Source organism: Sphingomonas phoenicis, assembly GCF_047238005.1.
GTDB lineage: Bacteria > Pseudomonadota > Alphaproteobacteria > Sphingomonadales > Sphingomonadaceae > Sphingomonas.
In genome coordinates this window covers 2,087,622-2,111,996 of sequence record NZ_JBDFMC010000002.1, presented here as the reverse complement: position 1 = coordinate 2,111,996, position 24,375 = coordinate 2,087,622, and the positions used below count along the sequence as shown (strand labels likewise).

Below are 24,375 nucleotides of genomic sequence, written 5' to 3'. Positions count from 1 at the left end.
CGATGGCCAGGGCGACAAACAGAAGTGATGGCGGCGACAGGCGTGACGGCACGGGTCAGATTTCCAGATCGAGCGTGCGGCCATCGGGTGCCCTGGCCGGGGCGGATGCGCTCGTTGTGCCAAGGTCCGCGGATCGCGCCGGGGAAGAGGCGATTTCGGCAAGCCATGGATCGACGCGGGCGAAGTGCTGGTCCCACGTAGAAGCACGGTACCCATGGAGCGCGTCGACCTTCCGTTGGCGTCGGGCGGTAGCCTGGTCGAGGGCGACGATCCGGGCCACCCATGCGGCGACGTCGTGCGGGTCCAGCAGGCATGGAATGCCCTGACCGACCTCCCGGAAGCATGGCAGGTCGCTGGCGATCACAGGCACGCCCATTCTGAGCGCCTCTGCCATCGGCAGGCCGAAACCTTCCGCCAGCGACGGCATCAACATCGCGCGCGCCGTGGCCATCATGGTTGCGAGCTCGTCGTCGCCGCAATGGTCCAGCACCTCGATCAGGTTACCGGACATGCCGGATCGATCGAGTGCCTCACGAAATTCCTCGGATCCCGTGCCCCATCGGCCGACGATGACGAGGCGCGGCGTCGACGGCCCCAGTCGTTCGCGCAGTCGCTCCCACGCCCGAAGCAGCAAAAGGTGGTTCTTGCGGCTTTCGATCGTGCCGACGCACAGGAAGAAATCGCCGAGATCGCTGCACCGGGTCGCGGTGCTGTCCAGCGTGGCTCCGGCCAGTGCGGAGATCGCGACGGGCGGGGTGCTGGATCGACGCCGTCCGGCATAATCCTCCAGATCGCGCGCGACCGCCGCGCTGCCGACGATGATCCCCGACCCGTGCCGCAGCGCTGCATCGACCCGACCAGTGTGGCGAACGACGGCGCGAGGGCGGCAATGATCGGGATGCAGTATCGGGATGAGGTCGTGGATCAGGTAGATCGCGCGGAGTGCGTGTCGGTGCAGCCAGGCACTATGGGACGGCAAGTCGAAATCGGTGTGGCTGACGTTCAGATACAGGCTTCCGATGGTCGGGCGCAGGGGGATCGCCAGGGCTTTGGCGAGGTGAGCAGCGATCCCGGAGCGCGCGCGCGCGGTGGCGTCGGCGAGCAGGGCGAACAGGCTTTGCGACGCAAGCTCACCCAGCACGCGGGTGACGCCGCGATGTTGCACGACTGCCCGGGCGCGGGAAGCGAAGTGGCGCAAATACGCCAGATTCACGCGATCGATCCCATTGTGCAGCCTGTCCGTCCAACGCAACTCGACAAGGCGTGTGACGTCGAGGAGGATCGGCGTGGAAGCCGGTGCCGGTAGCAATGGGGTATGTCCGTCTCTACGCATCCTCTCCTAGACGGACACGATGCGGATCATCCTTGGCCGCCGGCGGTCAATTGCTCGCTTTCCGACCAGGTGGCTGGGTGCGGCGCGTCGTCGGATGGACGATGGTCGACGTCCTTATCGTCGGCTCCTTGGTTCGGACTGTCACTAAGACCGTTCGGCGACGGCCCATTTTCCACGGCGTTGCTGACGCAAATTGGCGGCACCGACCGTTCCGGCGTGCCGCTGAAGCGCAGGTGTGTCGTGCGACTACTCGCCCAGTCAGTCCGCGAAGTATCTGATCTCGAACACCGTCTCGCGGCTGCATCCCGGATCTGCTGCAATGGTCGCCGAGACGCGGCCGGTATGCGAGAAGAGGACCAGCCAGGGCGACCATATGGATGGCGCGGGGAGGACGTTCTCGCGCCCATAGGATGACCACACCCTGACCACGCAATAGCCCGGTCCGGCGCTCCGCACCCTGAACTCGACGCTCGCGACCGAGTTGGAGGTCGTGATCGTCATGCCACTCGTCATCGGTCGGACGATCTGCCGGGCGCCCGCAACCCCGGCCTGCAGCAGGCAGAGCGCCGCCGCACCGGCGCAGAGGGCAGGGCACTTCAACCCGTATCCCGATGCGGCTTCCGATCCACCTTTGGATTCAGCATCGGGACGGGCTTGCGCATGAAAACGCGCCGAAAGCCCTCGTGCTCGCCGCGGTCGTATTCCTCCCACCCGAGCCTCGTGTACAGGGCGATGTTCTCGTGCATGAGTTCGTGCGTGTAGAGGCGCAGTTCGCGAAAGGCTTCGGCCCGTGCCTGCGCCTCGGCATATCCCAACAGCGCACGACCGAGGCCGTGACCCTGATGCGCGGGTGCGACGGCGACGTTGCTGACCAGAAGGTGATCGAGCGCCCGCCGCAGGACGATGAGGCCGGCAACCTCGCCGTCGACCTCCAGGACCCATACGGCACCGTCATCGACGAGCGCGGCATAGTCCGCCGTCATCGGTGCGGGCCTGCGTCCCAACCGCTCGACGTAGTGCGCGTAAGCTTCCCTTACTGCGGATCGGATCGCGGGAACGTCCGCGGGTCCCGCGCGGCGAATGGGATGGATCGGCATGCGCGGCGTTTCACCTTGATCCTGCTGGTCGGAATGCATGTCGCGCCCCTCAATGCGGCACGGGGGGCGTTCAGGGATCATAGAGTGGTCAGGACCGCGGCGCACATCAGTCCGCCGATCACCGCGAGGTGCTCGAGCGCCAGTTGGAACTCCTCCATCTTCTTGGGCGGATCGTATTTCCAGAATGGATGCCCGAGCAGGATCGAAAGGAAGGTGAAGACGCCGAGCCACCCCGCCCCGAGCCAGCCCAGTGACCGGTAGTCGGTGATGAGAAGTGCCGATCCGACCAGTTCGGTAACGATCATGGCTGCTACGACGGTGCGCGGGCTCGAGAGCCGGTGCTCCTCGATGACCTTCACCATCATGCCGAAGTTGAACAGGCCGAACAGACCGGCGACCCAGAAGAAGGAGGTGAGGATCACCCGGGCGAGCATGTTGAACCATCCCGCGGAAAGTATGTCGGCTATCAGTGTAGGCATCGTCTCGCGCTCCTTGATTGAGAGGCCTCGGACATCTCGATGGCGACCGACCATCGCTCGCGGCGTGCCCGGGCGCATGCGGGCGGTCCCGCTCGACTGGTCGCTCCAACCCCGATCTGTCGTGGCCCGGGCTCGCTGGCGATCAACGTCAGGCGGCGGATAGGTGAGCGAACATCGGGCGGGGAGGTTTGCAGATCTGGATGCAGCGTCCAGTGATCCGGCCGAGTTGTCGGTCGTGGCAGCACCCGGGGAGGCCTAACGTAAGCCGTGGCCGCTACGCTCATCCGGTGTCGCGATCGCTCTCAGTCCATTCTGCCCGCGAGGTGAAGTCATGGCCATCCCACAATCCCGGTTCATCACTGCCGCCGATACGGCGCTGCTCCTGATCGACTACCAGCCGCAGATGCTGATGGGTTTGCGCAGCGACGATCCCACGGTGGTGCTGAACAATGCCCAGATCATCGCCAAGGCGGCGGCGTTGTTCGGCATGCCGACCGTGTTGACGACGATTACCGCCGACACCTTCGCCGGAAACTTCGTGCCGGAGATCGCCGAGGATGTCTTCATGGACAAGATCATCATCGATCGCACCTCGATCAATGCGTGGCTCGATGAAGGCTTCGTCCGGGCCGTCGAGGCAACGGGCCGCAAGCGCCTCGTGATCGCGGGTCTGTGGACCGGCGCTTGCGCCACCTTCAACACCCTTGAGGCGATCTGGCGGGGTTACGAGGCGTTCTTCGTCGCCGACGCGTGCGGCGACACGACGCCCCAGGTCCATGAGCGTTCGGTCGAGCGGATGATCCAGGCCGGAGCGGTGCCGCTGACGGCGCAGCACTTCGTTTACGAACTCCAGCAGGACTGGGCCAGGACCGAGACATATCAGGGCGTGGTGGACCTGCTACGGCCTCACTCCATATTCGGGAACGTACAGATCCCCTATGGCAAGTGGGCGCTTCATGGTCATAAGGCAGAAGGCAGTGCCGCCGCTGTGTAAATGTCGAGGATCTCGCATGAGTGAAACGGTGCCATCCTCGCGTGCAGCGTGCGGCATTGCCATGCGCCTCGTTCCTGCGGCCATGGTCATTACGTTCGTGTCCCTGTCGGTCCACGTCGTCATGCTGCAGGTCCTGCACATAGCCTATCCCGACATGTCCGGCGTAGGACGGCTCGGCCTCGTGCTCGTTGCGCTACGGGTCTTCTCGCTGCTTGTCGTCTACCGCCTGGCGTACCCCGTGCTTGGCCCGTTGCCTGTCATCGGCCGCGTAGCGGCGGTGGCCCTGCTCGATACGGCGGTCGCGGGAAACGTGCGCGCGGCCGTCATGGATGCCGTGGTCACGAACGGGTCGACCTTCCCGGCCGTCAAGCTGGTGTCGGAGCTGTCGCAGAGTCTCGTTCTCGCCATTCTCATCGAAGTTTCACGGCGACTGATCCGGCGGCCGATCGGCCTGCTCGCTGCGACGCTCGTGATCACGGGCGTGACGACCTTCCTGGTCGCTCCGGCAGCCCGCGCGGCGATCGCCCCGTTCGCCAACCTGCGTCGCCCCGAGATCTACACGGAGCCCTATGGTGTTTACGTCCTGTCGTGGAGCTACGCCACCTTCCTCGAGACGACCGTGGCCGTTCTGACGATCGCGGCCCTGGTTGGCAGACGGCTGTCGCCAGTGCCGGTGATCGGTGTCCTGCAGTTTGCGACACTGGTCCTGCTGCTTCGCGGCACGCTCGTCATGCAGTTGCTGTTCCCATGGTCGATGCGCCCCGGCGTGTCGGAGGCCATGTTGAGCACGGCGCAATTCTTCCTCCAGGACCTTGTCCTGGCGGTTCTGGCCTGGCTCGCTTGGTGGCGATCTGACGGCGGGGCGTCTCCGCCACCCTGCGCCGCTTAGCTCGCGTGGCGATCCGCAGAGGCAGGTCAAACGGGAGCGTCTGTTCGACCCGGCCGTCGTCGATGTCTGCGGCCGCTCTCATGCCGCCGAACGCCCATGTCGGGCCTCTGTTCGCCTGAGACCTATCGAACAGATCCAACGAGTAGCCCGGAGGCGAGCCGGCGGAACGCCGCGATCCCCTTGGCCAAGACCGCCTCGGGATCGTTCGCCGATGCCACCCAGAGGGCTGCGCTGAGCGCGGCACCGTTGAGGAGGCGACCTGCCGCCTCGATGTCGACCGGGGCGATGGTGCCTTCCTCGATCAGGGCCTGCAGCGTCCGCATGGTGATTTCGAGGCAGGCGTTCTCACCGGGCCACTTCGACGGGTCACCCAGTACCGCAGGGCCGTCGAGCAGCATGATGCGTTGGATTTCAGGCTCCATCGCCATCTCGATATAGGCGCACCCCTCGTCGAGAAGGCCGTCCCACAGCGTCGGCGCATGGGCCCGGATCATGCGCAGCCGCTCGGCCATTTCCGCGTCGATGCGCTCGATGACCGCTGCGAGCAGGCCGCGTTTGTCGCCGAAGTTGTGATAGAGGGCGCCGCGGGTCAGGCCGGCCGCTGCCGTCAGCTCGTCCATCGAGGCCGCGGTGTAGCCCTGCATGGCAAACGCATGTCGGGCGGCCCTGATCAGCCGCTCACGCGTCTCCGCCATCGCCGCAGCACGTCGATTAGCGGGAGGTTTCACAACGAAGGGCTACATTCGCGAACGATTTGACATACGGTGCGTATCTGAGGCAGAGAATACATACGGCGCGTATATCGATTGGCCTGCAAAAGGCCAGTGCCGGTGCCGCAGGACCATCACGAGGAGCAAAGCATGTCCACCAGAGAAGCCGTATTCCCCGCCAACCGGCACGCCCTCTATCAGGAGCACCGCTACTCCGCTGCGATCCGGTCAGGCGACCTGCTCTTTGTGTCGGGTCAGGTCGGCAGCCGGGACGATGGTTCACCGGAACCTGACTTCGAGAAGCAGGTCCGGCTGGCATTTGCCAACCTCAAGGCCGTTCTGACCGCAGCGGGCTGTACGTTCGACGACGTGGTGGACGTAACTACGTTCCACACCGATCCGCAGGCACAGTTCGACACGGTCATGGCGGTTCGTACCGCGGAGATCGGCGAGGTGCCTTATCCGAACTGGACGGCGGTCGGCGTCACTTGGCTTGCTGGCTTCGACTTCGAGATCAAGGCTATCGCTCGTATCCCCGCCGCAGCCTGACCGTTGTGTTCGGGATCGTCGAGCGCTCCCGCCCGGGTGCGCAAGGGTTGCAAGGCACCCCCTTCACGATCCCGCGGCGCAGGGGATCCTCGACATCGCCTGCCCGGGGTCGAGCGGTAGCGGAGATGAGATCAAGCACGGTTCATCTCCTTGAGAGGCTCGGTCGACAGTGACGGACGCTCGGCGGGACCCAAGGTCGACCAAGGCAATCGCGGCGTATGGATCGTTATCGGTGCCATTGTATCGTCGCCACCGATTCTGGGTAATCGACGCTGGGGACAAATGAATTTTTGAAAGAGTCGAACAATGGATCGGATCGACGCGCTTCGATTGCTGCTCGATGTGGCGGAGGCGGGTAGCTTTTCGGGTGTTGCCCGGCAGCGCGCGATCGCGACATCCACTGTCGGGCTGGCAGTCAGTCAGCTGGAGCAGGAGTTCGGTGTCAGCCTGATGACCCGCACCACCCGGAAGCTGGTCTTCACGCACGAAGGCGAGACGCTGCTCGCGGACGCCCGCCGGATCGTAAGCGAGTGGGATGCGGCAGTTGGCAGCATGCGGGAGGATGGTCCGCTCAGCGGGCCCATCCGGGTCACGGCGACGAACGACTTCGGCCGGGTCAGACTGCGGCCCTTGCTCGACGCCTTCCAGAAGCGTCATCCGCGGATCATCGTCACGTTACTGCTGAGCGACAGTGCCGTCGACCTTATCGACGAGCATATCGACCTCGCTGTCCGCAGTGGCCCTCTGCCCGATTCCACGATGCGCGCGCGCAAGCTGATCCGCGGGCCACGCGTGGTCTGCGCATCGCCGGGCTACTGGGCAGAGGCTGGTATCCCCAGCCATCCGGGTCAGCTCGCCGGACACAACTGCATCGTGCTCGCGCGCCCGGGCGCGCCGCTTTCGACCTGGCCTTTCCGCGATGGCGACAAGGTCGTGAACATCAAGGTAAAAGGGGACCGGCAGGCAAGCGACGGGGACGTACTTCGGGAATGGGGGGTGGCCGGGTACGGCGTTATCTCGAAGAACCTGTGGGACGTCCGACGCGAGATCGACGCCGGTGCACTGGTCACTGTGCTCGATGGCTTCATTCCGTGGCAGGTCGACCTCTTCGCCGTGCAGGCGGGAACGCCGCCGAGCCGGCGGGTGGCGGCGCTGGTCGATTTCCTCGCTGCGGAGTTGCGTGATCCCGCGTCTGCTGAGCTGTCGTGACTGCATGGCGCGATGACCGGTCACGCCACGTCGCCTGGCTCATCCTTCGCAGCGTAGTCGAAGCGCAGCGACCTCGGCAGTTCGGCCGCGAGGAAGTCCAGTAGCGCCCGCACCCCCGGTGGTACGCCAAGGCGGTAGGGGATCACCAGCGAGAACGATGCATCCATCACCTTCCAGTCGGACAGCACCGGGACAAGGCTGCCGTCTTCGATCTCGCGGCGGCAGATGTAGCCGGGCAGGGCCGCGATCCCGAGGTTCGCACAGGTGGCCATCTTCAGCGAGACCATGCTGTTGGTCCGGAATCGCGGCGCCAGCGATACCACGCGGGGCTCATCGCCCGGCCTGGTCAATTGCCACGTCGCCATTCCTGGTCGCGCCAGCGTGAGGCTCGAATGTCGGTCGAGTTCGTCGATCTGCGACGGGACGCCATGATCCTTCAGGTACTTCGCTCCCGCGAAGAGGATCCACGGCGCCTTGGCGAGATGTCGCTGGATCAGCGATGAATCCGCAAGGGCGGTGTTGTGCCCCCTGATCGCGACGTCGAAGCCCTCGGCGATGATGTCGATGACACGGTCCGTGGCCTCCTCGATGATGCGCACCTTCGGGTGGCGAGCGAGGAAGGTCGGTAGCAGGTCGCAGAGAACATACTCGGACAGCTCCGACGTGGTGGTCAGCTTGATGGTGCCGCTTGGCTCCTTGAGGCCGCTGCGCATCGCCTCCTCGACCCGCATCGCGTTCGCGATCAGGTCGGTGGCGTGGCGGTAGAACTCCTCGCCCGTCTGCGTCAGCGCGATCTGGCGGGACGTGCGGTTCAGCAGCCTGACCCCAAGCGCCGATTCCAGTTCGGAAACGCGGGAGCTAAGCGTGGACTTCGGTAGTTCGAGTTTGCGTGCCGCCGCAGCGAACCCGCCCTGATCTACGACCTTCACGAAATAATGGGCATCGGTAAGGTTCAGCATGGCTCTTTCCCAGATCGCTGGAAGGTCTCGAAACGAAGCCGCGCAAACGCTGCTCCAATCTTCCGACATACCTCCGCATTCGGTCGGCGCCTCAGGGGGCGTCCTTGATCATTCTCAAGCCCGAACCTGTGAATAGAGCCATGTGAAGCGGGTTTCCGCAAGGAATGTACGTCCAGAAGTTTGGACGCACCGTTCAGATCGCTGCCGGAACGACCTTGTCTGTGGCGGGTCCTTCGTGTGTTCCATTCGACCAGCCGACGGTGCGGATGAACAAGGGGACTCCGCAGTGAGAAATTCCGTCGAGTGTCAGCCGTTCGCTGTTGCCGGCGGATCCGCCTTGCAGCGGTGGGGCAGGCATGGTGGCTATATCAACTTCGTGCAGGAGCTACTCCTCGATCGTCGTGCAGGCCGGTCGGGGGACGGCGCTTTTCGATTTCGGCCTCGCCACCGGCGTGTTCATCAGAGGCCCGCTTCCGGGACGACCGAGCGACCTGATGGGTGTCGGGTTCGCCACCACGCGCGTCAATCCACGCACGCGGCGCGGCCTGGTGGATCCGCGTACAGCGCAGCGGAGCGCGCGATCGAGCTGTTCTACAGCGGAAACATTCTTTCCGGCGCGAAGGCGCGACCCGGAATCCAATACCTGATCGATCCGGGCGGCCTTCGAGCCGAAAGCAACGTCGTCGTGCCTACCCTCAAGCTGAGCGTGCAACTGTGACGCCGCCGCCCCCGGACCGCAGCGGATCGGAGCCTGGTGGCACCGCGTCCGCCTGTCCCATCAGGACGGCGGCATGGATCGTTCGAGATAGTGCAAAGATCAATTCGACGCAGCCATGATTATCAATGGAGCTGACACGGCGCACATCGGGTCGACAACGATCGAGGTAGCATCATGAACATCGACTTCACCGGGAAGAGCGTTCTCGTCACGGGATCAACCGCCGGCATCGGCTTTGCCGCGGCGAAAGGCTTCCTTGCCGCCGGCGCCAACGTCGTCGTCAATGGCCGCAGCACCGCCAGCGTCGAGGCGGCTCTGGCCGAACTCCTGCCGATCGGATCGACCGTACAGGGCTTCGCAGGTGATCTCGGAACGGTGGAGGCGTGCGCGCTTCTGGTCGAGCGGCATCCCGCATTCGACATCGTGGTCAACAACATCGGCGTCTATGCGCCGCAGGACTTCTTCGAAACCGGGGACGACGTCTGGGACCATTTCTTCCAGACCAACGTCATGTCGGGCGTACGGCTATCACGGGCCTATGCGCCGGGGATGGTCGATCGCGGCTGGGGCCGCATCGTCTTCATCTCGTCGGAATCGGCCATCAACATTCCGGCAGACATGATCCACTACGGCTTCACCAAGACGGGCCAATTGGCGGTGTCGCGCGGCCTGGCCAAGCGACTGGCGGGCACCGGCGTGACGGTAAACTCGGTGCTCCCCGGCCCGACGCTGTCGGAGGGTGTCGCCGGCATGCTGAAGGCCGGGAACTCGTCGGGCGACAACGTCGAGAAGATCGCGGCTGACTTCATCGCAGAGCACCGAAGCTCCTCGATCCTGCGCCGTGCCGCCACGGTCGAGGAGGTCGCCAACATGATCGTCTACGTCAGTTCGGAACAGGCCTCCGCCACGACCGGCGCTGCGCTGCGCGTCGACGGCGGCGTCGTCGACAGCATCGTGTGACTTGCTTCCCGCCGGGGCAAGCGCCCCGGCGGGAAGGAGCCGCCCGTAAACAAGCCAATCCAACTTGAAACGGAAAGGACATCCCATGACCGACATCATAACCGCGATCGAGGAGCGCCGTACCACGGTTCTGTTCGATACGACGCGCGACATCACCGATGAACAGGTGTCCGAACTCGTCCGTCTGGCCACCCGGGCGCCGACGGCGTTCAACCTCCAGAACTGGCGCTTTATCGCGGTCCGCACGCCGGACGCTAAGGCTCGACTCCGCGCCGTCGCCTGGGACCAGGCCAAGATAACGGAGGCGCCGGTCACGTTCGTCGTGATCGGCCAGATGGCCGACGAGCATACGCTGCCGGACCGCCTTGCGCCCACGGTCGCGGCGGGAACGATGCCGGCCCAGATGGTCGATGGCTGGGTTGCGGGTGCCGCCAGCCTCTACGCCGGCCAGCCCTGGCGCCAGCGTGACGAGGCCGTCAGGTCCGCATCGTTCGGCGCGGCCACGCTGTTCTACGCCGCGCACTCCATGGGTCTCGGCTCGGGGCCGATGATCGGGTTCGATCCCAAGGGTGTGACGCGTGAGTTCGGACTGGCCGAGGATGAGATCCCGGTACTTCTGGTGGCTGTCGGATACGGCACGCCGGAAAACTGGCCGCAGAAGCCGCGCCGGCCGCTGCAACAGGTCCTCAGCGTCGTCTGACAGGAGGAATCGATGCCACACGTGATCGTGAAATTCTATTCCGGGCGTACCGACGAGGAGAAGCGGGCGATGTCGGACGCCGTGGCCGTCGCTCTCCACGAGACCATGGGTTACGAGGTCGCCAATGTGTCGGTTTCCGTCGAGGAGGTCGAAAAGGACGACTGGATGGAGATGGTGTACGAGCCGGAGATCGCCGGAAGGATCGACCAGCTGGTCAAGTGGCCCGGTTACGGGCGGCTGTCAGGGTGACCGGAGGCGGCGACACGATGCGTGCATTGCGTCCCCGCCTCCGAAGACCATCGCTGCACAGGCGTGAGATGGGTGCCGCTGTCGTCCCGCGCTCATCCGGCACGGCCGTTATCACTCGACATGGGCATCGATCGGGATGCCGGCGCGACGATGAAGTCCGTTCGTCTGCTTGCAAGCCTCCGCCCGCGGCCTTCGAGTCAGGCGTGGGCCACCCAGCCCCGCCAGGTGAACGCCGAGAAGAAGGGCTGAACATCGGAGAAGCCGCCCGCGCGCAGAATGCGCTCGTCCTGCTCGGGAGCGAACATGGGCACGTTCGCCGAGATCGCGTCGCGCGCGCTTACCGCGATCTCGCGGTCGACCCCGGACGCGACCGCGTAGGCGGCATACCGGTCGAGCCATAGGTCCCGATCGCCAGCCTCCTGGGGGAAGCTGCCGTGCGCTGCAACAAAAGGGGCGCCCGGTTTAAGCCGTCGGTGGATCTGCCGGACCGTCCTCTCCCGCTCCCGCTCGTCGAGGAAGTGCAAAGTGAGGAGGCAGGTTGCGGCATCGAAGGGTCCTTCGGGTGCGTGGTCGATATAGCCCTCGACGAGTTCGACGCGGTCCACGAGCGGCCCGAGGGTGCGCTCGGCCAAACCGAGCATCGCGGGGGCCGGATCCACGCCGACGAACGTCCAGCCCGGATGTGCCTCCGCGAGCGCCTTCAGCTCCAGGCCACCGCCGGCACCCAGGACGAGGACCTTGGCGTCGTCTGGAGCGCGCTCCGCGAGGAGAACCGAGGTCATCCGGTGCAGCCCGTCGAGCCCGGGAAGAAAACGCGCCGGGCCTTCCGTGTACCTGGCCACGGCCTCGGGGTCGGCGAAATGCTTCAGCATGTCGTCGGCGAACGTAGCGGTATCAATGGGCATTCTCGCCCTCCCAGGTTTGTTGATGTGGACTATCCGGAATGCGCCGGTTGGCTCGGGACGCGGCTTGGGCAACGCGACATCTGCGAGCGAAATCTCTAGGAATGCACCGGCGAGGCCGAGCGCCGTGTCGACGCCGAGGAGCGCGATCGTAGCGAGGTCGCGTTTCGGCATTCGGTGCTGCCATGCCCCTTGGCGGACCGTACGCAGCCTGACTGCGGGGTTCCCCCATGATCCGGCGGATCACGACGGGGTCGGTTTGCATGGCGCGGGCGAGCACCTCGAAGGCACCGCCTCTTCACGCCCGGGCACGTGCATCAGCACATGCAGAACGCCGGATCGTCGACACATCAGCCATCATGTAATGATACATGTTACATGATGGCTGATGTGTCAAGTGAGAGCCTGTCGGCGGCTCCCGGATGATCTCGTCTAGACGCTGACGGTGTCGTCCGTTTGGGTCGGCGCTACCAGGCGTGCTCGGCACCGTTCCAGCTGAAGAACCTGCCGGTGGAGTCGAGGCCGGCCCGATCGATGACCGCCTTGATCCCTTGCGCGCTCTCCTGCGGCGAGATTTCCCCGTTGGGGCCACCCATGTCCGTCCGCACGTGACCGGGATGGATCACGATCACCGACACGCCGCGCTCGCGGAGGTCGACCGCGAGGCTCTTCATCGCGCGGTTCAGGCCCGCCTTGGCCGCCCCGTAGGAGTAGAAGCCGCCGCTCGTCCATGCGCTGGAGCCCATCTGGCTCGATATGCTGACCACCTTGCCGCCGGCTGCCACGAGATTCGGGAGGAGTGCCAACGTTGTGCGAAAAGGGCCGGTGATCATTACGTCGAAGGCGGATGCCCAGCGATCCAGGTCCACACTCTCTGGACCATCCTCCATCTCGATCGTCCCCGCGACGTTCAGCAGCAGGTCGACCGGTGCGTCGCCCAGCGCCTTGCGGATCGAGGCGATCGAGGATGCATCGGTCACATCGGCGCGCAGCACCTTCACGTCGCCGTGCTTCGCGGCGATGCCGGCGAGAGCGGACGCGGACGAGGGGTCGCGGCAGAGCGCAACCACCCGATGTCCAGCGGACGCGTACTCGCGGGTGAGCGCCAGGCCAATGCCGCGGCTCGCGCCCGAAATGACGATGTGCATAACCGGAGTTCTCCTGACCTTCATAGCCCCGCCCGGCGGATGAATGACGCGGCCGAGCCACGGTGCAAAGGGCCCACCGTTAGCGGTCGAACCACGGCATAAGGCGACGTCAATCGTCGGACGAGAATCGCACGTTCGCGACGCGACATTGAGTCCTCTGGTTCTGGACGCATCGTCCACGCTGGCGGACGACAGTTTTTTTTCCCTACGCTACCGGCGCCAAGGAGCACTCGAAACGCGGTATGCCTCACCTGGGTCGCGCATAAACCGTTCCGACCCGCAGCAGACATCATGGCCATCCCGATCCCCTGCGCGCTGTCTGTCTGCAATCGTGGATCAAATGGAATACCGGAGGCGCCAGGCTTTTCGCGCATGGACCGAGAGTAGGTTGACGCTTGAGCCTTGATTACGGGGCGGGTGAAGGTGCAGCGGATGCCCGGTGATCCATCCAGCTGCGCCATCGAAGGGTGCGCTTGTGACCGATGGCCGTAGTTTGACCGATCGGACAGCGCAGTCGCTTACGGACAGGCCGTTGATCGTCGCAATTCTCTCGATGCGCGATCGGTTGGGAAACGCGTCGATCGCTCGTGCTCGCGAGAGGCGCTACGCAGCTCCCATATCTAGAAGGATCTTGCCGACGCGGTGTTGCCGGAGAAGTTCATGCGCTTCTCCCGCATGGGCGAGCGGAACGCTCCTGGCCACTCTCACTTGGAAAGGCCCTGAAGAGATCAGTGCATTGAGCCGGGTCATCTTCGTCCTGGTCGTAGCGGGAGCGTCGAGCGTCAGGTCGAAGTGGTGGAAATGGACACCTGCACGTGACCGCGGCTCAGGTTCGACGCCCAAAGGATAGGCGACACGCCCGCCTTCGCGAACGGCCGAGGTCGCGGCGTCGAGCCCCGGTCCCGCAACGAACGTCAGCACGGCGTCCAGTCCGCCCGGTGCGAACGCCCGTGCAGCTGCGGCGACATCGGCCACCTTGCCATCGACGGCGCTGTCGGCGCCGAGCTCCAGGGCTGCTCTGACGCCGTCCTCGCCCGAGGCAACGGCGAGAACCCGGACACCGATGAGCTTGGCCAGCTGAATAGCGACATGCCCCGCGTCGCCGCTGGCACCGTTGATCAGCAAGCTGTCGCCCTTCTTGACCCTGAGTTCGTCAACGAGTCCATGGTGCGACGTCAGTGCTATCACCGGCATGGCGGCCGCTTGGTCGAGCGGAAGGAAGGACGGTACCTTCGAGACCGCGTCGGCGTCGATCGCGGCGTATTCGGCATAAACGTTGCTGCCCAACACATAGACCGCGTCTCCGATCGCGAAGCGGTCGATGCCCTCGCCAATGGCTGCGATGATGCCGGAGCCGTCAGTGCCCAGGATGATCGGAAAGGCCGGGACCTCTCCGGTAATGTCGGCGAATACGCCTTCCCGTATCAGCGGATCCCATGTGCCGACACCTGCATAGGCCATCTTGACGAGCACCTGTCCCGGTTGAGCCTGCGGGACAGGCTGGGGACCGTAGGTGAGGACCTCGGCACCGCCGAAGCGGTCGATGTACACGGCGTTCATGTCTTGAGGCATTGTCACGATGTGGGTTCCTGTCTGCTGATCACGATGCGACCGTCGCTGCCCGACGGGGCACGTCGCTAGCTCGTGCCGAGTTGCGCCTCCATGTCACCGGTCGACCAGTAATCGGTCCAGGCCGTGATCCTGCCGCCGGCGATACGGACGATGGACGCACCCTTGAGCGAGAAGGCCCTTCCGGTTGCGGGATAGCCGGGGAAATCTCCGGTGTGCTTGCCCGACATGGTGAAGCTGGCCGCTCCGCCGTTGCCGTCGGCAACGATGAAGTCAGGCTCCATCCTGAAGTCCTCCAGCGCAGCCCAGGTGTCGGTCCACAACTTTTTCATCTCGGCATGATCTCTCGGGAATGCGCCGAGCGGGATGTCGTGAAAGATGGAATCGTCCGCATACAGGCTCGCCAGATCGTCGGCTTGGTGTCCGTTCTGCAACGAGAAGGCGCGCCTGATCAGTTCCGCATGGGGGTGAGTGGATGCGGGCATCGGGTCGGACATTGTCTGCTCCTGCTAGTGGTTCTGCGAATGGTTGACCGACCGGGCCGTGCCCGTCGAAGGCCGCTCCAGCGCATGTTATCGGTGGTTTCTAATGGTTACCTGCTGCATATTGGAGATGCAGGCCGATCGCCAAGGAGGCACCTTTTTGGAACAAGGTTACTTTTCGGGAACCTACGAGTGCAGATGCATCTCGGAAGCCTTGTCGCGGGTGGGCGACAAGTGGTCGATCATGGTCGTCATGGAACTGGCGTCGGCGCCAAGGCGATTCAGCGAGGTGCGCCGCGCCATCAGCGGCATTTCCCAGAAGATGCTGGCTGCGACGTTGCGCGCGCTTGAGCGTGACGGCTTCGTCACCCGCACGGTGTATCCGACCAAGCCGCCCAGTGTGGAATACGCCCTGACCGCCCTCGGTCAGGAGATGGTCGTCCCGGTAAAGGCGCTCGGCATCTGGGTGATCGAGAACGTCGACCGGATCGAAGGTGCCCGTCATCACTACGACGCGTCGCACTGAAGCGACAAAGTGCGACGCAACCGTGCGGAAAGACGGCGAGAGCAGGCGGGTGGTGGTCGCGAGATAGCGTTCTGGCGAGTGGCGACCGAGGTTGGCGAACGACGTGCAGCATCACGCCGGCGCAGCGGCGATGTCGGCCAGGGCGGCGACCAACGTGTCCACGGCCGAAGCGGTGGTGAACAGATGAGGCGCGATGCGCACGACACTCGCCAGGTCGCGCGCGTCCATGTCGAGGGGCGCGTAGATGCGATCGGGAACGCTGACCGATATGCCGCGAGCCGCCAGTTCGGTTGCGGCCCGCTCTGCCGTCGAACCCGCAACGGCCAAGGTCACGAAGCTCGCCAGGGCGGGTCCGCGTTCACAGATTGAGACGCCGGGCAGGTTACCTGATCGCACACGGATCTGCTGCGCTATGTCGGCGAGCCGCTTGCTCGTCACGTCGGTGCCGGCCGCCAACAGGGTCTGCACCGCGACGGACAGACCAACCCGACCGGCGACAAACGCCTCGCCCGTTTCGTACCGACGTGCATCCGATCGCCGTCGGCCGAACTGGTCGGGCATGAACGGGGCGGTCGCGTCTAGGTACCGGCGCGACGCGAACAGGATTGCGGTGCCGCGCGGGCCCCGGAGCCACTTGCGACCGCTGGCGGCGAGGCCGTGGCACCGGAGACGCGAGACGTCCACTGGCTGCTGGCCGAGGACCTGACACGCATCGACGATGTAGAAGGCGCCCAGATCATGGGCCAGATCGCCCACGGCCTCAGCGGGATTCAGGATGCCACAGGTCGCCGGGCACCACGTCAGCACGATCAGCTTGGTTGCAGGATGGGCCTGTCGCCGGGCTTCCTCTACGTCAACGCGCCCGTCGGCATCCACCGGCATGACGTCCACCACGACGCCGGAGTAGCTCGTCAGCATGTCGAGCGTGCCGCCCCAACAGGTCCGGTCGACGAGGACATGATCACCTGCCTTCAGTCCCGCTGACTGGACGAGTGCCGCAAGCGCACGGTTGCCGCTCTCTACGAAGGCGACCTCATCCGCGTCTGCGCCCATAAGGTCGGCCACGGCTCGGTAGCCTTCGGCCACGATCGTTCCGGCTTCCGCCGCTGCCCCTGCCGCGCCGATCTCCGCCTCGCGCCGCAGATGATGCGTCGTTGCCTCGAGGACCTCGGGCGGCATGAGCCCCGCCGCCGCATTCGCGAAGTAGCCCGCTTCAACCGTCATGCTCAGATTTCCTAGCCAGGTGGGACGACGCGGTGGTGCCATCGTCTACGTCAAGACCGATCACATCCTCCGATCCGAGGCCGATTTGCTCCGGCGCAGCTGGCCGGCAGGGTCGACCAGCCACTGGAATCGCGGCGATACCGTAAAATCGGGGCTGAAGTGGCGCAACGCAGCGCCGCTGCGAAAGATGGCCAGAATTCTGGACGGTGCGGCCGGTCTCGCCAGTCACGGCGGCATGTCACGCTCGGCCTTTGCCGCCGCCTTTGCTGCAGCCGTGGGCGACACTAAATACGCGGCACGCCGATCCCGCCAGCACTGGAACACGCGACAGACGCCATTGTATCTGGCATCTTGGAACCGGGTCGAACCAGGCGTGCAGCGCGCGTCAGCTTCGGTGCAGCTTAGCCACTCCGTTGACCCGGCGTTGCGAGCCGGGTACCGCCCCCTTCAGCATCAAGAGTCGGGCTGACGTCCGACGCCAACCTGCTCCCGAGCAAGGTGGCGCCTCTGGTAACAGGGGGATGTGGCCGAACCGGCAACAAAACGGGTCACCTGCCACATGGTCGTCAGCAAGGCGCATGGATGTCGCATCGACGACAGGAGCAGCGAGTGACCGACCGGGATCAACAGTTTGCAAGCGACAATTATTCTGGAATCTGCCCGGAGGCTCTGGAGGCGATGACCGCAGCCAATGTCGGGTCGGCTACCGCTTATGGCGACGACGGGTGGACGCAACGGGCAACCGACGGCCTCAGGAAGTTGTTCGCCACGGACTGCGAGGTCTTCTTCGTCTTCAACGGTACGGCGGCGAACTCGCTGGCGCTCGCCGCCCTGTGTCAATCGTACCACAGCGTGATCTGCTCGACGGCTGCGCATGTCGAGACGGACGAGTGCGGCGCTCCCGAGTTTTTCTCCAATGGATCGAAGCTGCTGCTCGCCCCGTCGATAGACGGAAAGCTGACGCCGGAAGCCATTCATGCATTGGCGACTTCCCGCTCCGACATCCACTTCCCGAAACCGCGCGTCGTGACGATCACGCAACCTACCGAGACGGGTCAGGTCTACTCGGTGGATGAGGTGAAAGCGATTGCCGAACAATGCCGGAAGCTCGGGCTTCGGCTTCAGATGGATGGAGCACGTTTCGCCCATGCCTGCGCATCGCTCGGCTGCACACCCGCGGCGATCACGTGGGAGGCCGGCGTCGACGTGCTCTGTTTCGGCGGCACCAAGAACGGCATGGCAGTCGGGGAGGCGGTCATCTTCTTCGACCGAAGTCTCGCGGAGGATTTCGACTATCGCTGCAAGCAGGCCGGGCAACTCGCCTCCAAGATGCGGTTCCTGGCTGCGCCATGGGTCGGTCTGCTGGAGAGCGGAGCGTGGCGCCGCAATGCGGAGCACGGCAACGCTTGCGCTCGTCGACTCGCGGAACGGATCGAGGATCTGCCAGGCATCGGGCTCCTGTTTCCCGTACAGGCGATTGCCGTGTTCCTGACCGCACCCGAACCGGTTATCGCGGGATTGAGGGATCGCGGCTGGCGCTTCTACACATTCATCGGAGGCGGCGCCCGCTTCATGTTCGCCTGGGACTCTCGAACGGAGCGGGTCGACGAGTTGGCAGCGGATATACGCGAAGCCTGCCTCGCGCTTTCCCCGCAGCCACACAGAGTGCCAGCGTTCATCGACGATGATTTGCGCGCCTCATCGTTCGCCTAGTGGCGCGCGACCACAGCAGGGGCGGAAAACCGCCGCGCACGACGGCTGCTCGTTCGACGACCTCCCGGGCATATTGGCATGATGGTCAGCTGCATCCACGCTGGGCAGGTGGTTCTCGCTGACCGTGATCAGGGATTCACCACATCGTGGAGCGACCTCATGGGTTGGGCACTCGAGCGCGAGTTCCGGATGCCCTTTACCGAGCAGGGCGGCGTGGATCCCCGGCACCTTCCCGATCAACCATGGTCCGTCGGGGAGTGACCAGCTTTCCCGTCTGAAGTCGGGGCGGACGTAGAGTTGGTCGAGGCCAGTCCTCGCCATGTTCGGAAACGATGGTAGATCGGCTTCTTGACCTTCGCCAGCCCGTAATGTCTCACTGGTTTCCAGACGAACGCCTAGTTTGTCGGCCGCCGCATCGTCACCGCGCCTTGCGTGCGCTGTATCCCACTTCGTTCGTCCATCCCCGCACACCCGAGACCAGGGACATGTTGATGACCGAGCCGCCACTCAATCGGGAACGGGCGGGGTGATCGGTTTGTACTGATCAAGCCAGAACGCGTATTGCGCGGGCAACGTCGTCCATGAAGGGCGCTCCACTCCCAATGCCCTTGCCGCCTCGTACGGCCAGTGCGGGTTGGCGAGCAGCGCCCGCCCGATCATGACCAGATCGGCCTGGTCGTTGCGGACGGCACGGTCGGCGACGGTCGGCTCGCCCATGCCCCAGCCGATCGCCGCCGGCACTCCGCTTTCGCGCCGGACGCGCTCGACCACCGGTGCCATGAACGCGGGTTCGCTCCACGGGATCGTGGCGGCGGGCGTGGAGAAGCCGACGCTGACGTTGACGAAGTTGAGACCGGCCTGCTTCAGGCGCTTGATGAGCTCGATCGATTCGGCGATCGTCTCCTCGTCGTTGCCGTCATATTCGACGACGCCGATCCTTGCCGAGAGCGGATATTCGTCGGGCCATACCGCGCGTACCGCAGCGAAGGTTTCGAGGATGAACCGCGCGCGGTTCTCGAAGCTGCCGCCGTACCGGTCCGTGCGCAGGTTCGAATAGGGCGAGAAGAAGCTGTGCGCGAGGAAGCCGTGCGCGAAGTGGAGTTCGAGCCATTCGAACCCGGCATCGCGCGCGCGCCGAGCAGCGGCGGCGAAGTCGCCCTGCACACGCCTGATATCGGCGACGCTCATCTCCTGCGGCACCTTCCAGACCTTGTCGCTGCCGAACGCCACTGCCGATGGACCGATGACCGGCCAGCCATGCGGCGCGTCGTCGGCGATCTGATCGTCGCCCTCCCACGGGCGATTGGTGCTGGCCTTGCGACCGGCATGGCCGAGCTGGATGGCGGGGACTGCGCCCGCCGCCTTGATCGCCGCAGCGACCGGTTTCAGCGCGGCCGCCTGCTCGTCGTTCCACAGGCCGGTGTCGCCCCATGTGATGCGACCCTCGGGCGACACGTCGGTCATCTCGACGGTGACCATTCCCGCCCCGCCCACGGCGAGTTGCTCCAGATGGGCGTGGTGCCACTCGCCGATGAGGCCGTCGGTCACCGAGTACATGCACATCGGTGCCGCGACGATCCGATTGCGCAGGGTGACGCTCTTCAGCGAGAAAGGCTCGAACAGGTGGGACATTGGTTCCTCCAACAGCGAGACGCCTAGATGGAGTTCGCAGTGACTGGAAAAAGCGGAATGAACGATCCACACCAGTGACGCGCAGGATGCAATCGCTGCGCGGCAGGCACGGTGGTGCGATCGGTCATGAGCGGAGCTTTCACCATGGATCTCCCGGCGATCAGCGCGTTCGTGGCGGTGGGCGACCGTGGCGGCTTTCGCGCGGCGGCGACTGCTCTCGGCATCACCTCCGCCGGCGTCAGCAAGGCGGTGGCACGGCTGGAAGCGCAGCTCGGCGTCATGCTGGTGGCCCGAACGACCCGCTCGGTGCGGCTGACATCGGCCGGCGTAACGTTCCATGCCCGGTGCAAGACGATCCTCGCCGATCTCGATCAGGCCGGGCACGAAGCCGCGGAAGGAGCGGCGGTGCCGCAGGGCCGACTGGTCGTCAGCGCATCGCGGGCGTTCGGCCGCCAGCGCGTCCTGCCCGTAATCGCGGACTATGTCAGGCAGCACCCGCAGGTGGAGGTCGAGGTCCGCCTTGATGACCGCCCGGTCGATCTGGTCAGGGACGGTGTCGATCTGGCCATCAGGCTCGGCCATTTGCCGGACTCGGGCCTGATAGCCGCGCGGGTCAGCCAGACCGGATTCGTGCTGTGCGGATCGCCGGAATATCTGGCGGCGAACGGGGTGCCCGCGCACCCGGACGATCTGTACCATCACAGCATGGTCGGATATGTCACGCCCGGCACGGCGTTCCGCTTCGCCTATCGCTTCCTGATCGACGGGGTCGAGCGGACGATGAACCTTCCCTCCCGGCTCACGGTGGATGATGGCGAGGCGGCGGTCACGGCAGCGGCGCGTTCGGTCGGCCTGGTAATGGTGAACGATTATCACGTCGACCGGTACATCGCCGATGGCAGCCTTGTCCGCATACTCGGCGCGTTTGAGACACCGCCGGTACCGATCAGCATCGTCCAGTTGCCGACGCGCAACCCATCAGCTGCCGCCCAGGCATTGTCCGTCATGCTCCGCCGTCGCCTTGCCGGTGATCGGTGAACCCGACGGAACGACGCACCTGCTGTCCCGCAAGGATCAGGGCGCGACCTGCACGTCGGCCGCTTCCTCGATCAACGCGACGACGGCGTCGGGCTTCGAGAGTTGAGCGAGGTGGCTCGCGTCGACCTCTACGGTGCGCGCTTTCGACCTCGCATACATGAACCGTTCCAGGTCGGGCGCCACGGTTCGGTCCTGACGGGCCACCAGCGCCCAGCTGGGCTTGTCGCGCCACGCCGCGGTCGATGCCCTGGTCGTGAAGGCGGCGACGGCGGTCGGTCGTTGCGCATCGGCGAGGAAGTCGGTGGTTGCAACTTGCAGATCAGCAGCGATGTCGGCGCGGAACGCCTCGGGTGCCACGATCATCGCCGACGACGTCACCATCACCGGGTGTGCCACCATCGGAAAGCGCGCACCCAGGTCGGCGATGCTTTCGCCCACGTCGGGCTGGAAGGCGGCCACGTACACCAGAGAGCGCACCTTGGGATCGGTCCCGGCGGCGGATACTACCGCACCACCATAGGAATGCCCGACCAGAACGACCGGGCCATCCTGCCGTTCGATCACCTGCCGTGTCGCTGCCACATCGTCGGCCAGCCCGGTGAGCGGCAGTTGCACGACCTGGACCCGAAATCCCCGGGCGCGCAGACGATCATACACCGGCCGCCAGCTCGAACCGTCCATCGTCGCACCATGGACCAGAACGACGTTGCGCACGGTATGCGGACGAGCGGGAACCGCCCCGGCGGCGGCGGCCATTGCGGCCGCGAATATCATGGTGAGCATCGGTGTACTCCGGTGGATCGACCTGACCGATGTAGCCTGTGCGCAGTGATGCGATTAGGCTATGATACCGTCTCGACCCTATTCCGAAGCTGCATGAATGGCGCGATCGTTCATCGATGACCTTGCTGCTTTCGCCGAGGTGGCGGAGGCGGGCAGTTTCACCCGAGCGGCATCGCGGTTGGGGATGTCGCAGCCTGCGCTCAGCAGGGTGATCGGCGGTCTGGAGGCGCGCCTCGGCGTACGACTGCTTAATCGGACCACGCGCAGCGTCGCGCCGACGGCAGCGGGCGCCGCGCTGCTACGCGATCTGCGGCCGGCGTTGACGTCGATCGACGACGCGCTTGCGCGGCTCTATGGGTCGGGGCCGGACTTGACGGGTTCGGTGAAGCTATCTGCCAGTCGCCACGGGTACGACACCATTCTGCGTCCGGCATTGCCTTCGTTCATGGCGTTGCATTCCCGGGTCGACGTCGAGGTGATGCTCGACGACGCCTTCGTCGACATCGTGGCCCGTGGATGCGATGCCGGATTGCGGCTCGGCGGCTTCGTCGAGAAGGACATGGTGGCGGTTCGTGTCGGCCCCGATGTGGCGTTCGCGGTCGTGGCGTCGTCCTCTTTCTGCCACAAACGCGATCTGCCCGGCACGCCGCAGGCGCTCGCGGAGCATCGCTGCATCGCGTTCCGCGCGCCTCGCTCGGGCGCCATCTTGCCATGGGCATTTGAAAGACGGGGCAGTCGCCATTCTGTTCGTGTGACGCCCTCGCTCGTTCTCGATGATGGCAAAGCCATTCTCGATGCCGCGCTCGACGGTGTCGGCTTTGCCTATCTGTTCCTTGACCAGGTGGAAGAGCATCTCGCTGCGCGCCGGCTGATCCGTATCCTGGCGGAATACTGTCCCGAACTGCCCGGCTATCATCTTTACCACACATCGCGTCGAAAGCAGCCGCCGGCGCTCGCCGCCCTGATCGGCCATCTGCGCCGGACCGTGTGACTCGGTACCAAAAAGCGTCCGGCCGATGGACCGCCTGTAGCTCCCGCGCCTGCCCGGCGCCGATCGTCCATCAACAGGAATGATGCGAGCTGAAAATGCGCGTCCATATTTATGGACGGTGCGTCCGGAACTCGGTGCTGGAGCTTCGTCTTGCGCTTGATCACATCGCTGCGGCCCAACGGCCGACCTTGGTCGGTTTCGTTGGTGTGGTGTCACAGATTGCGTGGCGATCGGACGTCATGAAAGGAATCTGGTGAAAACTTTCAAGCGTACGGCCCTGCGAGGTCGCGTTGTCCAAGCTTGCGCCGCCTTTTCCACAGCCTTGCTGGCCGTCGGCACGGTGGCGTGGGCGATCTCGCCAGGTACCGCCCACCTCGTGGCGGGTGCTGCCGCAGAGTTACCCAGCGGTGAGACAATGGCCGATGGCCGGGGCGATATCCAGCCGTCCGTTGATCAGGGACGCCGGGCCGTCGTCGTGAGGAACGGCGATGTAAGGCTATATACCGGGGCGGCAGCCGATCGGTTCGCCGCGGCCAACGAAACCATGCCGTCGCCGCAATCCGCCGATCTGGACGCATCTGGCGTCCGCGTTCGCTACGGTCGGCCCGACATCGCGATAAGGATACCCACCGAGCCGAAGCCTTCGGCAGGTGAAGCGAGCATTCTGGTTCTCGTCGAACCACGAACGCCTGCAGGTGCGATCATGGAGGATGACTGTGGCGGAGGACGGCTGTTTCCGGCGATGGCCTCCCCGCAGCCGGTGATTGAAACCGCCTGTTCTGTGCAGGAACAAGGTGTCGCCCCCGCATGGCATCCACCAAGGATGCTGACCCTGAGGGAGATCGAGATTCTGGCGCAGCGGGCGGCTTTGAAAGGCCTGCGCAACTCACGCGACCGCATCGCGACGTTGCCGGATTTCTCCGCTGCTGAACGAGGTAAGGTGCTGGCAGCCGTCGACCAATCCATCCAGAACCTCGAGCAGCGCACGGGCTCAGCCGCATTGTGAAGCGACGTCCGAAGAGGTGAGCGGCGCACATCGCGGATGAGGACGCAGAAGTGCGTCTGGCTGCGGAATGAAACGCCACCGGGTCGGACATGCGGGGGTTAGCCTGCGATCAAAGACCGCCGGCCAGGTGCTTGCTGATCGTCGCTGCTGCGGCGATTCATCGAGACCTGTCGGCTACCGTCCGGCGCTCAATCAGGCCGGCATGTCGGCCTGCCGACGTTTGCATCGGCGCGATAATGCTTCAGGGTGGAAGACCGTTGTAGTGGACGCATCGTCCCATCGATCGGACGACATTCGCTTGGAGGTGAGGCAGGCTCGGCGATACGACTGCGTCGATCCACCATCGCCGGTCCGATGCGCAGGGACGTGCGGCATGATCACGGTCGAGGACGTGTCCGGATGCCTGGCTGCCAGTCGCGGTTCATCGATGCCGACGACAAGTCGCTGCTGCTGATCGATAATGCGCACTAGATGATCACGGGAGCACCATCCGCCAGCGTCGATGGACGCCTCAC

Annotated in this window: 26 protein-coding genes and 1 riboswitch; of the genes, 13 read left to right on the top strand and 13 right to left on the bottom strand. The window is 64.9% G+C overall.

All coding sequences use genetic code 11. The annotated features are described in order from the left end of the window. Positions 1-55: 55 nt before the first annotated feature. The 4 genes from ABC319_RS11240 to ABC319_RS11225 form a co-directional block, all read right to left on the bottom strand. Positions 56-1,213, bottom strand: coding sequence for a glycosyltransferase family 4 protein (locus ABC319_RS11240; protein ID WP_413070308.1), 1,158 nt, complete (start codon positions 1,211-1,213; stop codon positions 56-58). Between the two features lie 378 nt (positions 1,214-1,591). Beyond that, the gene (locus tag ABC319_RS11235) at positions 1,592-1,933 is read right to left on the bottom strand and encodes a hypothetical protein (RefSeq protein WP_413070307.1); all 342 of its coding nucleotides are present in this window, start codon (positions 1,931-1,933) and stop codon (positions 1,592-1,594) included. After that, positions 1,930-2,469, bottom strand: coding sequence for a GNAT family N-acetyltransferase (locus tag ABC319_RS11230; protein WP_413070306.1), 540 nt, complete (start codon positions 2,467-2,469; stop codon positions 1,930-1,932). Before ABC319_RS11230 ends, ABC319_RS11235 begins: the two co-directional genes overlap by 4 nt. 38 nt (positions 2,470-2,507) lie before the next feature. Then, a complete protein-coding gene (locus ABC319_RS11225) occupies positions 2,508-2,909 on the bottom strand; it encodes a DoxX family protein (protein ID WP_413070305.1) in 402 nt (133 codons plus the stop codon). A gap of 331 nt (positions 2,910-3,240) precedes the next feature. On the opposite strand from ABC319_RS11225, the gene ABC319_RS11220 reads away from it, so the two are divergent. After that, positions 3,241-3,903, top strand: a complete 663-nt coding sequence (locus ABC319_RS11220) for an isochorismatase family protein (protein WP_413070304.1) — start codon at positions 3,241-3,243, stop codon at positions 3,901-3,903. 16 nt (positions 3,904-3,919) lie between these two features. Then, on the top strand, positions 3,920-4,792 hold the full coding sequence (locus ABC319_RS11215; protein WP_413070303.1) for a hypothetical protein: 873 nt from the start codon (positions 3,920-3,922) through the stop codon (positions 4,790-4,792). Positions 4,793-4,914: 122 nt separating this feature from the next. Here the strand turns inward: ABC319_RS11215 and ABC319_RS11210 are convergent, their stop codons facing one another. Then, positions 4,915-5,487: a TetR/AcrR family transcriptional regulator gene (locus ABC319_RS11210; protein WP_413070302.1), complete on the bottom strand. Its 573-nt coding sequence runs from the start codon at positions 5,485-5,487 to the stop codon at positions 4,915-4,917. 135 nt (positions 5,488-5,622) lie between these two features. On the opposite strand from ABC319_RS11210, the gene ABC319_RS11205 reads away from it, so the two are divergent. Beyond that, the gene (locus ABC319_RS11205) at positions 5,623-6,051 is read left to right on the top strand and encodes a RidA family protein (RefSeq protein WP_413070301.1); all 429 of its coding nucleotides are present in this window, start codon (positions 5,623-5,625) and stop codon (positions 6,049-6,051) included. A gap of 306 nt (positions 6,052-6,357) precedes the next feature. After that, positions 6,358-7,260, top strand: coding sequence for a LysR family transcriptional regulator (locus ABC319_RS11200; protein ID WP_413070300.1), 903 nt, complete (start codon positions 6,358-6,360; stop codon positions 7,258-7,260). A 20-nt stretch (positions 7,261-7,280) separates the two neighbouring features. On the opposite strand, the gene ABC319_RS11195 is transcribed toward ABC319_RS11200, so the two are convergent. Beyond that, positions 7,281-8,219 carry a LysR substrate-binding domain-containing protein gene (locus ABC319_RS11195; protein ID WP_413070299.1) on the bottom strand — a complete coding sequence of 313 codons (939 nt, stop codon included), beginning with the start codon at positions 8,217-8,219 and terminating at the stop codon, positions 7,281-7,283. Positions 8,220-8,575: 356 nt separating this feature from the next. On the opposite strand from ABC319_RS11195, the gene ABC319_RS11190 reads away from it, so the two are divergent. The 4 genes from ABC319_RS11190 (at position 8,576) to ABC319_RS11175 (ending at position 10,846) form a co-directional block, all read left to right on the top strand. After that, positions 8,576-8,866, top strand: a complete 291-nt coding sequence (locus ABC319_RS11190; protein WP_413070298.1) for a carbohydrate porin — start codon at positions 8,576-8,578, stop codon at positions 8,864-8,866. Positions 8,867-9,111: 245 nt separating this feature from the next. Beyond that, positions 9,112-9,897, top strand: coding sequence for an SDR family NAD(P)-dependent oxidoreductase (locus tag ABC319_RS11185; RefSeq protein WP_413070297.1), 786 nt, complete (start codon positions 9,112-9,114; stop codon positions 9,895-9,897). A gap of 85 nt (positions 9,898-9,982) precedes the next feature. Continuing rightward, positions 9,983-10,597, top strand: a complete 615-nt coding sequence (locus ABC319_RS11180) for a nitroreductase family protein (protein ID WP_413070296.1) — start codon at positions 9,983-9,985, stop codon at positions 10,595-10,597. A gap of 12 nt (positions 10,598-10,609) precedes the next feature. Further along, a complete protein-coding gene (locus ABC319_RS11175; RefSeq protein ID WP_413070295.1) occupies positions 10,610-10,846 on the top strand; it encodes a tautomerase family protein in 237 nt (78 codons plus the stop codon). Positions 10,847-11,043: 197 nt separating this feature from the next. Here the strand turns inward: ABC319_RS11175 and ABC319_RS11170 are convergent, their stop codons facing one another. The 4 genes from ABC319_RS11170 to ABC319_RS11155 form a co-directional block, all read right to left on the bottom strand. Further along, positions 11,044-11,922 carry a class I SAM-dependent methyltransferase gene (locus ABC319_RS11170; protein ID WP_413070294.1) on the bottom strand — a complete coding sequence of 293 codons (879 nt, stop codon included), beginning with the start codon at positions 11,920-11,922 and terminating at the stop codon, positions 11,044-11,046. A 293-nt stretch (positions 11,923-12,215) separates the two neighbouring features. Then, the gene (locus ABC319_RS11165) at positions 12,216-12,896 is read right to left on the bottom strand and encodes an SDR family oxidoreductase (RefSeq protein WP_413070293.1); all 681 of its coding nucleotides are present in this window, start codon (positions 12,894-12,896) and stop codon (positions 12,216-12,218) included. A gap of 603 nt (positions 12,897-13,499) precedes the next feature. After that, entirely contained in the window at positions 13,500-14,456 is a 957-nt protein-coding gene (locus ABC319_RS11160; protein ID WP_413070292.1) for a quinone oxidoreductase family protein, read from the bottom strand. A gap of 77 nt (positions 14,457-14,533) precedes the next feature. Beyond that, positions 14,534-14,962 (bottom strand): ester cyclase, encoded by a 429-nt coding sequence (locus ABC319_RS11155; protein WP_413070291.1) that lies wholly within the window; start codon positions 14,960-14,962, stop codon positions 14,534-14,536. Positions 14,963-15,077: 115 nt separating this feature from the next. On the opposite strand from ABC319_RS11155, the gene ABC319_RS11150 reads away from it, so the two are divergent. Continuing rightward, positions 15,078-15,473 (top strand): winged helix-turn-helix transcriptional regulator, encoded by a 396-nt coding sequence (locus ABC319_RS11150; protein WP_413070290.1) that lies wholly within the window; start codon positions 15,078-15,080, stop codon positions 15,471-15,473. Between the two features lie 111 nt (positions 15,474-15,584). On the opposite strand, the gene ABC319_RS11145 is transcribed toward ABC319_RS11150, so the two are convergent. Continuing rightward, positions 15,585-16,697, bottom strand: coding sequence for an aminotransferase class V-fold PLP-dependent enzyme (locus ABC319_RS11145; protein WP_413070289.1), 1,113 nt, complete (start codon positions 16,695-16,697; stop codon positions 15,585-15,587). A gap of 445 nt (positions 16,698-17,142) precedes the next feature. Then, positions 17,143-17,250: riboswitch (SAM-I-IV-variant riboswitch) on the top strand. 56 nt (positions 17,251-17,306) lie between these two features. Here ABC319_RS11145 and ABC319_RS11140 point away from each other — a divergent pair. Further along, positions 17,307-18,410, top strand: coding sequence for a threonine aldolase family protein (locus ABC319_RS11140; protein WP_413070288.1), 1,104 nt, complete (start codon positions 17,307-17,309; stop codon positions 18,408-18,410). A 507-nt stretch (positions 18,411-18,917) separates the two neighbouring features. Here ABC319_RS11140 and ABC319_RS11135 read toward each other — a convergent pair. Beyond that, the gene (locus ABC319_RS11135; protein ID WP_413070287.1) at positions 18,918-20,042 is read right to left on the bottom strand and encodes an NADH:flavin oxidoreductase/NADH oxidase; all 1,125 of its coding nucleotides are present in this window, start codon (positions 20,040-20,042) and stop codon (positions 18,918-18,920) included. 144 nt (positions 20,043-20,186) lie between these two features. On the opposite strand from ABC319_RS11135, the gene ABC319_RS11130 reads away from it, so the two are divergent. Further along, positions 20,187-21,080 (top strand): LysR family transcriptional regulator, encoded by an 894-nt coding sequence (locus ABC319_RS11130; protein WP_413070286.1) that lies wholly within the window; start codon positions 20,187-20,189, stop codon positions 21,078-21,080. Positions 21,081-21,116: 36 nt separating this feature from the next. Here the strand turns inward: ABC319_RS11130 and ABC319_RS11125 are convergent, their stop codons facing one another. Beyond that, positions 21,117-21,863, bottom strand: a complete 747-nt coding sequence (locus ABC319_RS11125; RefSeq protein ID WP_413070285.1) for an alpha/beta fold hydrolase — start codon at positions 21,861-21,863, stop codon at positions 21,117-21,119. Between the two features lie 97 nt (positions 21,864-21,960). Here ABC319_RS11125 and ABC319_RS11120 point away from each other — a divergent pair, with 97 nt between their 5' ends. Next, positions 21,961-22,854: a LysR family transcriptional regulator gene (locus ABC319_RS11120; protein ID WP_413070284.1), complete on the top strand. Its 894-nt coding sequence runs from the start codon at positions 21,961-21,963 to the stop codon at positions 22,852-22,854. Between the two features lie 253 nt (positions 22,855-23,107). After that, positions 23,108-23,860 carry a hypothetical protein gene (locus ABC319_RS11115; RefSeq protein WP_413070283.1) on the top strand — a complete coding sequence of 251 codons (753 nt, stop codon included), beginning with the start codon at positions 23,108-23,110 and terminating at the stop codon, positions 23,858-23,860. Positions 23,861-24,375: the final 515 nt, after the last annotated feature.

Excerpts from the sequence above, each read along its gene's own strand:
- ABC319_RS11165 (WP_413070293.1), bottom strand. The coding sequence starts at position 12,896 with ATGCACATCGTCATTTCGGGCGCGAGCCGCGGCATTGGCCTGGCGCTC.
- ABC319_RS11225 (WP_413070305.1), bottom strand. The coding sequence starts at position 2,909 with ATGCCTACACTGATAGCCGACATACTTTCCGCGGGATGGTTCAACATG.
- ABC319_RS11220 (WP_413070304.1), top strand. The coding sequence starts at position 3,241 with ATGGCCATCCCACAATCCCGGTTCATCACTGCCGCCGATACGGCGCTG.
- ABC319_RS11195 (WP_413070299.1), bottom strand. The coding sequence starts at position 8,219 with ATGCTGAACCTTACCGATGCCCATTATTTCGTGAAGGTCGTAGATCAG.
- ABC319_RS11170 (WP_413070294.1), bottom strand. The coding sequence starts at position 11,922 with ATGCCGAAACGCGACCTCGCTACGATCGCGCTCCTCGGCGTCGACACG.
- ABC319_RS11175 (WP_413070295.1), top strand. The coding sequence starts at position 10,610 with ATGCCACACGTGATCGTGAAATTCTATTCCGGGCGTACCGACGAGGAG.
- ABC319_RS11135 (WP_413070287.1), bottom strand. The coding sequence starts at position 20,042 with ATGTCCCACCTGTTCGAGCCTTTCTCGCTGAAGAGCGTCACCCTGCGC.
- ABC319_RS11120 (WP_413070284.1), top strand. The coding sequence starts at position 21,961 with ATGGCGCGATCGTTCATCGATGACCTTGCTGCTTTCGCCGAGGTGGCG.
- ABC319_RS11125 (WP_413070285.1), bottom strand. The coding sequence starts at position 21,863 with ATGCTCACCATGATATTCGCGGCCGCAATGGCCGCCGCCGCCGGGGCG.
- ABC319_RS11230 (WP_413070306.1), bottom strand. The coding sequence starts at position 2,469 with ATGCATTCCGACCAGCAGGATCAAGGTGAAACGCCGCGCATGCCGATC.
- ABC319_RS11180 (WP_413070296.1), top strand. The coding sequence starts at position 9,983 with ATGACCGACATCATAACCGCGATCGAGGAGCGCCGTACCACGGTTCTG.
- ABC319_RS11185 (WP_413070297.1), top strand. The coding sequence starts at position 9,112 with ATGAACATCGACTTCACCGGGAAGAGCGTTCTCGTCACGGGATCAACC.
- ABC319_RS11190 (WP_413070298.1), top strand. The coding sequence starts at position 8,576 with ATGGTGGCTATATCAACTTCGTGCAGGAGCTACTCCTCGATCGTCGTG.
- ABC319_RS11155 (WP_413070291.1), bottom strand. The coding sequence starts at position 14,962 with ATGTCCGACCCGATGCCCGCATCCACTCACCCCCATGCGGAACTGATC.
- ABC319_RS11145 (WP_413070289.1), bottom strand. The coding sequence starts at position 16,697 with ATGACGGTTGAAGCGGGCTACTTCGCGAATGCGGCGGCGGGGCTCATG.
- ABC319_RS11210 (WP_413070302.1), bottom strand. The coding sequence starts at position 5,487 with ATGGCGGAGACGCGTGAGCGGCTGATCAGGGCCGCCCGACATGCGTTT.
- ABC319_RS11130 (WP_413070286.1), top strand. The coding sequence starts at position 20,187 with ATGGATCTCCCGGCGATCAGCGCGTTCGTGGCGGTGGGCGACCGTGGC.
- ABC319_RS11150 (WP_413070290.1), top strand. The coding sequence starts at position 15,078 with ATGCAGGCCGATCGCCAAGGAGGCACCTTTTTGGAACAAGGTTACTTT.
- ABC319_RS11200 (WP_413070300.1), top strand. The coding sequence starts at position 6,358 with ATGGATCGGATCGACGCGCTTCGATTGCTGCTCGATGTGGCGGAGGCG.
- ABC319_RS11160 (WP_413070292.1), bottom strand. The coding sequence starts at position 14,456 with ATGAACGCCGTGTACATCGACCGCTTCGGCGGTGCCGAGGTCCTCACC.
- ABC319_RS11215 (WP_413070303.1), top strand. The coding sequence starts at position 3,920 with ATGAGTGAAACGGTGCCATCCTCGCGTGCAGCGTGCGGCATTGCCATG.